Origin of the sequence: uncultured Planktosalinus sp. (assembly GCF_963973675.1) — a bacterium.
Taxonomy (GTDB): Bacteria; Bacteroidota; Bacteroidia; order Flavobacteriales; family Flavobacteriaceae; genus Planktosalinus.
The window spans coordinates 1-4360 of record NZ_CAXBAN010000227.1; the positions used below are offsets into that span (position 1 = coordinate 1).

General features: G+C 39.0%; 4 protein-coding genes and 1 pseudogene. 3 read left to right on the forward strand and 2 right to left on the reverse strand.

The window, feature by feature from the left end; translation table 11 throughout:
* Nucleotides 1-305 (reverse strand): annotated as a pseudogene (locus tag AACY61_RS09395) (FAD-binding protein); the annotation flags it as partial.
* A 96-nt stretch (nt 306-401) separates the two neighbouring features.
* On the opposite strand from AACY61_RS09395, the gene AACY61_RS09400 reads away from it, so the two are divergent.
* The 3 genes from AACY61_RS09400 to AACY61_RS09410 all read left to right on the forward strand — a co-directional run bounded on the left by AACY61_RS09400 (nt 402) and on the right by AACY61_RS09410 (nt 3715).
* Nucleotides 402-962 (forward strand): PepSY-associated TM helix domain-containing protein, encoded by a 561-nt coding sequence (locus AACY61_RS09400; RefSeq protein WP_339611319.1) that lies wholly within the window; start codon nt 402-404, stop codon nt 960-962.
* A gap of 142 nt (nt 963-1104) precedes the next feature.
* Nucleotides 1105-3018, forward strand: coding sequence for a S9 family peptidase (locus tag AACY61_RS09405; protein ID WP_339611320.1), 1914 nt, complete (start codon nt 1105-1107; stop codon nt 3016-3018).
* 106 nt (nt 3019-3124) lie between these two features.
* A complete protein-coding gene (locus tag AACY61_RS09410) occupies nt 3125-3715 on the forward strand; it encodes a superoxide dismutase family protein (RefSeq protein WP_339611321.1) in 591 nt (196 codons plus the stop codon).
* Nucleotides 3716-3915: 200 nt separating this feature from the next.
* Here the strand turns inward: AACY61_RS09410 and AACY61_RS09415 are convergent, their stop codons facing one another.
* Nucleotides 3916-4341 (reverse strand): organic hydroperoxide resistance protein, encoded by a 426-nt coding sequence (locus tag AACY61_RS09415; protein WP_339611322.1) that lies wholly within the window; start codon nt 4339-4341, stop codon nt 3916-3918.
* Nucleotides 4342-4360: the final 19 nt, after the last annotated feature.

Genomic DNA, 4360 nt, shown 5'->3' on the forward strand with positions numbered 1-4360 from the left:
TTTAACTGATAGGCACAAGCAAAACCAGCTGGCCCTGCTCCTACTATTAAAACAACTTCACTGTTTGAAACATCGTTGTACTCAGGTTTCTTAATCTTAATCTCTTTAAAGTGTTCTTGGACATAAACTGCTAACCTTAAATTGATTTTAATAGCCTTTTGACGGGCGTCAATGCTGCGTTTTAATACTTCTATATGCGTTAGCTCATCAATTGATATTCCGGTTTTACGGGAAACAAACAATTTTAAAGCTTCCTGATTGGCAGCAATTTCGGGCGATACCTGAAAATTATATTCTCTGGGCATATAAAATTTAATAGACAACAAAGATAGGTGATGATTAACATTTAATTTTTAGGTTGTGCTAACAATTTGATTATTTTTGGGGTTCAAAAAAAAATATTGAGTAATTCCACAAAAAAAATTGTTAAGATTACCCGTCAATTTCGGAAGTTTCACAAGTATCTTGGGATTTCGTTATGCGTGTTTATGTTTATAATTGCTGCAACGGGATTATTACTGGCCTGGAAAAAAGATTTTGATTTTGTACCCCCCACACAAACAGATGTTTCTAATGCCCCCTCTTTGCCTATCGAACGTATTTCTGAAATTGCACAAACTTACATCATAGAAAACACTGACCTTGACCCTGAAATCAACCGCATAGACATTCGATTAACTAAGGGTGCTGCCAAAGTACGCTTTGAACATCATTACAGTGAGGTCCAGGTGGGGATTAAAAGTGGTGAAATTTTATCAGTAAAAACACGCACATCAGACATTATCGAACAAATTCACGACGGATCTATTATTGATTTCTTCTTTAAAACCTCAAGCGATCAAGTAAAAAAAACCTATGTAACACTTACCTGTCTGGGACTAATGATTCTTTCAGTTACAGGTTTTTACCTTTGGTTGAATCCCAAACGCATTAAGAATAGAAAAAAGAAAAGTACCCCCTAACAAATAAGCCCCAAAAGTTTCTCATACACTAATTTTCACTACCTTAGTACAATTAATAACCAATGCAAAACAAGGTGACTGAAACTGGTCGGGTTCCACAACATCATCCAACAGTTCCTTTGATTTGAATAAACTTTTTTTTATGAAACAACTCAGTATTTTAACAGCCTTGCTGCTCCTTTTCATTGCCTGTGGTGAAAAAGAAAAGCAACCCCAAGAAAAAACAATCGGCTCCTACACCATTGCACAGTTCATGGACAATGAAGCCGTTTTTGGCAGTGGATTTTCTCCCGATAACTCCAATGTTTTGGTGAGCAGTAATCGTTCTGGTATATACAATATGTATACACTTCCCTCTTCCGGTGGTGAAATGACCCCTCTCACTACTTCTGATTCATCATCAGTCTATTCGGTTTCTTACTTTCCCAATGATGAACGAATTCTGTTTAGAATGGATGGCAATGGAGATGAAATTTACAAACTATTTGTAATGGAAGAAGACTCCATCACCAGACTCACTCCTGCTGAAAATGTAAGAGCCCTTTTTTACGGATGGTCAAAAGATGGAAGTAAATTCTACTATGGAAGCAATGAACGTGACCCCCGTTTCAGTGATGTGTATGAAATGGATGTAGAAAATTTTAACTCAAAAATGGTGTTTGATAACTCCGAGGGCTACAACTTCGGAGGCGTTTCAAACAACGGAAACTACATTGCATTTACAAAATCAATTAACACCAATGATGCTGATTTGTTTCTTTACAACAGAAACGACCAAAGTTTTACTAAAATCAACAGCACCCAAAGTGGCAATTCTGCACAAGACTTCTCAACTGATGATGCATATCTTTATTACACTACCGATGCCGAAGGTGAATTTGAAGTGGCTATGAAGTATGACATTGCAAACAAAACTTCTGAAAAAGTACTGGAAAAAGACTGGGACATCTGGGGTGTAGGATTTAGCCACGACGGAACCTACCGAACAGTTTTCATTAATGAAGATGCGGCCAATGTGCTTGAAATTACCAATACAAAAACGGGTGAGCAACTCGACTTGCCTGAATTTGAAAATGCATACATCACCGGAATACAGTTTTCCAAAGATGAGTCAATGGCATTACTCAATGTGGGTGGTTCACATACTCCTACCGATTTGTATGCCCTTGATTTAGCAACTGGAGAATACACCAAACTCACAGATGTGCTCAACGACGCCATAAACCCTGATGATCTTGTAGCGGCGGAAATCATTCGATACTCCTCTTTTGATGGTGTTGAAATACCCGCTGTCTATTACAAACCCCACAATGCCTCAGCTGACAATCCGGTACCGGCAATGGTGTGGGTTCACGGCGGACCCGGAGGCCAGTCACGCCAAAGTTACAGTTCATTGATTCAATATCTAGTAAACCATGGTTATGCTGTATTGGCGGTCAACAACCGAGGAAGTAGCGGCTATGGCAAAACCTTCTTTAAAATGGATGATCAAAACCACGGTGAAGCCGATTTACAGGATTGTATCGAAGGTAAAAACTGGCTGGCTGAACAAGCCGATATTGATGCCAATAATATTGGTATTATGGGTGGATCTTATGGCGGTTATATGACTATGGCTGCACTTACTTTTGCTCCGGAAGAATTTGACGTAGGAGTCAATATTTATGGAGTAACGAATTGGCTTCGTACACTCAAAAGCATACCACCCTGGTGGGAAGCATTTAAAGAATCGTTGTATTTGGAAATGGGAGACCCGAATACCAAAGACAGCATCAGGCTGCATCGAATCTCTCCGCTGTTTCATGCTGAAAATGTAACCAAACCATTGATGGTACTACAAGGAGCTACCGACCCCAGAGTCCTTCAGGTAGAGTCTGATGAAATTGTGGAAAATGTACGTAAAAACGGTGTTCCTGTTGAATATGTCCTTTTTGAAGATGAAGGCCATGGTTTTGTGAAAAAAGAAAATCAAATCAAAGCCTATGAAAGCATCCTCAACTTTCTGGATACTTATTTAAAGGAGTCTGAATCTGAAAATGAACAACCAACATCCTGATTGTGATAACGAGACTTTAAGAAAAAATGAAAATCATTTGTTAATCTTTTGTCATTCTAAAATCACTACAGTAACTTTAGTCTAACATTAACCAAAAAAACACCTTATGAAAAATTATGCATTAATTGCTACATTGGCCTTTGCCACTTTATTTACAGCCTGTAAAAATGACAAAAAAGACAGTCCGGAATCCGGTGAAGAAATGCAGCAAGAAGAAATGAAAGAAACAACTCAGGAAACTGAAAAAATGGTTATAGAAATAATGATGGAGCCCAAAAGTGAATCAACTGCTATGGGTAGAGCTCAATTTGTAGAAGAAAACGGAATGGTCACCATGACTGCAAAATTCAGAGGACTAACGCCTGGTATGCATGCTATTCACCTGCATGAAAAAGCAGATTGCTCGGCTCCTGATGGAACTTCAACAGGCGGTCACTGGAACCCCACCTTTGCACAACACGGTAAATGGGGTGATGAAGCCGGCTACCACAAAGGAGACATCGGAAACTTTGAAGCAGATGACCAAGGAAGCGGCGGTATAAAATTTGCAACCGATGAATGGTGTATTGGCTGTGATGATGACACTAAAAATATCATAGGGAAAGCTGTAATCGTCCACGAAGGAGTTGACGATTTTGTTACCCAACCTACCGGTGATGCCGGAGGACGAATAAGCTGTGGTGGAATTATCCAATAAGCTATACCAACCACACCAAACTAAAAAAGACCCGTTATCTATTTAAACGGGTCTTTTTTAATTGTAAGTATTCTCAAAATGTTTCTTTTTAGGGATACTCCGGATTTTGGAGTATTTACTGTATGTTTCATTTAAAGTGGATGCACTTCTATAACAAAACATAAGGCAAAAACCCTACCAAAGTTAATTTATACTTTCAATTATTCATCCAGCATTAGGTTTAAAGTTACATCTATATTATCTCTGGTCGCTCTTGAAAACGGACAAATTTCATGGGCAGCATTCACCAGCTTTTCTCCCATTTCAATACTCTGTCCTGGCAAATAACAATCCATCACCACACTCAGGTTCAGGTTATCTTCTTCAGATTTGCTCAACTTAACATTGGCCGTAACTGTAAAGTTACCTAACACTACTTTATGATCTTTTGCAACAGCCAGTAATGCACTCCCAAAACAAGCAGAATATGCCCCTCCAAAAAGTTGTTCTGGATTGGTGCCGTCTCCGCCATCACCACCCATTGATTTGGGTACTGAGAGATTCATATCAATTTTTCCGTCATCCGATTTAATATGCCCTGCCCTGGCTCCCGATGCGGTTACGGCAGTTTTATACAAAGTTTTCATAGTTTGTTGTTGTTTTAAA

Bases quoted from the DNA above. Each gene is read 5' to 3' on its own strand.
- AACY61_RS09415 (WP_339611322.1), bottom strand. From the start codon at position 4,341: ATGAAAACTTTGTATAAAACTGCCGTAACCGCATCGGGAGCCAGGGCA.
- AACY61_RS09410 (WP_339611321.1), top strand. From the start codon at position 3,125: ATGAAAAATTATGCATTAATTGCTACATTGGCCTTTGCCACTTTATTT.
- AACY61_RS09405 (WP_339611320.1), top strand. From the start codon at position 1,105: ATGAAACAACTCAGTATTTTAACAGCCTTGCTGCTCCTTTTCATTGCC.